This window comes from Coprococcus sp. RTP21428st1_C9_RTP21428_210409 (assembly GCF_040227395.1).
Taxonomy (GTDB): domain Bacteria; phylum Bacillota; class Clostridia; order Lachnospirales; family Lachnospiraceae; genus Coprococcus; species Coprococcus aceti.
In genome coordinates, this window is record NZ_JBEHVV010000045.1 from 20,085 (window position 1) to 22,514 (window position 2,430).

At 45.1% G+C, this 2,430-nt stretch carries 3 protein-coding genes; 2 read left to right on the plus strand and 1 reads right to left on the minus strand.

The features are described from left to right. On the plus strand, positions 1-677 hold a 677-nt coding region (locus tag ABUA34_RS09565), incomplete at its 5' end, for a magnesium transporter CorA family protein (protein WP_349823215.1). 64 nt (positions 678-741) lie between these two features. Here ABUA34_RS09565 and ABUA34_RS09570 read toward each other — a convergent pair. Then, positions 742-1,935 (minus strand): DUF4317 domain-containing protein, encoded by a 1,194-nt coding sequence (locus ABUA34_RS09570; RefSeq protein ID WP_015533946.1) that lies wholly within the window; start codon positions 1,933-1,935, stop codon positions 742-744. A 212-nt stretch (positions 1,936-2,147) separates the two neighbouring features. Between ABUA34_RS09570 and ABUA34_RS09575 the strand changes: the two genes are divergently transcribed. After that, on the plus strand, positions 2,148-2,430 hold a 283-nt coding region (locus tag ABUA34_RS09575), incomplete at its 3' end, for a response regulator (RefSeq protein WP_349823216.1).

Here is a 2,430-nt window from a genome sequence, read left to right on the forward strand (position 1 = left end):
GTATCATACTGGTTGCAGACTGCATCATCACCATATGCGCCGAGGAGACTCCTGTGCTTGAGGCCTTTATGGAGGGCAAGGTGAGAGAGTTCAGCACCAAGAAGAGGATGAGGTTCATGTACCAGATACTCTACAGGAACTGTACCACATACCAGTATTATCTGAGAGTCATGGACAGAAGAAGAACCCTTATTGAGCAGCGTATCCAGGAGGAGACCGAGGATGCGGATCTCATAGATCTTCACGAGCTGGAGTCCAACCTCGTATACTTCGCCACATCACTGAGAGCGAATGGAGTAGTTCTTGACAAGCTGACAAGATACGGCAGGATCAAGCAGTACCCGGAGGATAAGGAACTGCTGGACGATGTTCTGGTGGAGAACAAGCAGGCTATCGAGATGACACAGATATACAGGGATATCATAAGTGGTACGAGAGAGCTCATGACGACCATCATCAACAACAGACTGAACAACGCCATGAAGTTTCTGGCGGCCATAACCATCGTCATGGCTGTGCCTACAGTTATATCCGGTGTGTATGGAATGAATGTGGGCACGAAGTGGATGCCATTTGCGAATGTACCATATGGATTTGAGATAGTGTGCGGTATCATACTTGTGATAAGCATAGTTATCGCTATTATATTGAAGAAAAAGAAGATGCTCAAACAGTAGGGCAGATAGAAAAAAGGATCACCGGCGGTTTTGTTGCTGCCGGTGGTCCTTTTTTGTGCCTTTGTTATTTGTTGTTGATAGGTATTCCGTTTACCTCGACCTGATCGGATATCTGGATGACGATGCATTTCCTTCCGTCGATCTCCATGGTCTCTACCAGATCAGTTCTCTCAGGATTTACCTTGATGACCACATCAGGAGTCTTTACCTCAAATGTTTTTGTGTTTGCAACATTTGTCGCGTACATGACAGTTGACTTCTCACGCGGTACAACTATGGCCGGTTCATCCTCCGGGTTCTCAGATGGCTGCTCAGGCGGTGCTGCCGCAGCGGTTACCTTCTCGTAGTGGGCGTCAAAATCTGCCATCTTCTCGTCTGATACTCCGCTCTCTGTCAGCAGGTTCTTTATAGTGTTTTTTGAGAGAGTAAGCGGTTCCGGACTGTCCTTTCTCTGTTCTATCATCTCGTTCAGATTGTCGTGGATGGTTCTTACCATATCGTAATTACAGTCATCTCCCAGAGTCTCAGCAACAATCTCCTGAAATACATCCTTCTGTTCTCCCGCAGTTATAGGAAGAGAAGTGCCAAGGATGTTACTTATGAAGCTGTCGTGAAGCTCCTCCGGCTTTTTGGTGTAGTACAGAACGTTGTGGATATCCGTGCTCCTGTCGATAAATGCCGGGAACAGGAAGCCTATGTCCGGCATGTCGACCACCCAGTCGCGGACTCTGTTGTGGAATGTGCTTTCAACGTCGAAGTAGCTGAGTCCCGCCTTGGACAGGTTGACGTGGCAAATGGAGCACATGATATAGTCATACACCTCGTCTGATGCATCGTCCATCATGATGCCGTCGGTTGTCTTGCCCGGAACATCATATGTATCGTGGATGAGCAGTATGAGGTAGTTGCCGGTGTAATCGTAGTTCTCGATGACCTTGTCATAGAACTCATTTATCAGCTCATCGTTCTCAAGCTTGCTCTTTCTGAGTTTATTCAGGAATTCCTGTGTGCCGCCTTCAAACTCCTGTGAGGTAGGAAATGGCATGGTGACAAGATTCTTGCCAATGCTTCCTGATAAAGTCTTTTTCAGTATTTCAAAATATTTGTATGTTTCTTCTTCCGGCATGGTGAGAAACTGTTCGTTGATGGTCGCCACCTTGTTGCAGTCTCCGTCCACGTAGCATCCGCGGATCTTGCTTATGGAGCATTCCTTTGGAGCAAACAGGTGTCTTATCTCAAGTACGTCTTTTTTTGTCATAAATAAAACTCCGTTTCTATATAGTGATATATTTGCGTTATAACATCTGCAATGACAGACCGCCTCCTAAGTATACCACAAATAATGACAAGTCTTAAAGATATCTTAAACTTTATAATGGTTGTTTCTTAATGGCAGTATGGCGATAATTGAGAACAGGAGGTGATTGTGGTAAGCTAAGGATAAATACGAAAAAGGTGAGGACAAGAAAAATGTACAATATATTAATATGTGACGATGAAAAAGATATAGTATCAGCTATAGAGATATATCTTAAGACAGCCGGGTATTCGGTGTATAAAGCTTACAATGGTATGGAGGCAGTTGATATGGTAAATTCTAATGACATACAGCTTGTACTCATGGACGTCATGATGCCTCAGATGGACGGTATAACAGCCATGGCAAAGATAAGAGAGAGCAGCAATGTGCCGGTTATCATGCTTACGGCAAAGAGTGAGGATACCGACAAGGTGCTGGGACTTGAGGTCGGCG

Excerpts from the sequence above, each read along its gene's own strand:
- ABUA34_RS09570 (WP_015533946.1), bottom strand. The coding sequence starts at position 1,935 with ATGACAAAAAAAGACGTACTTGAGATAAGACACCTGTTTGCTCCAAAG.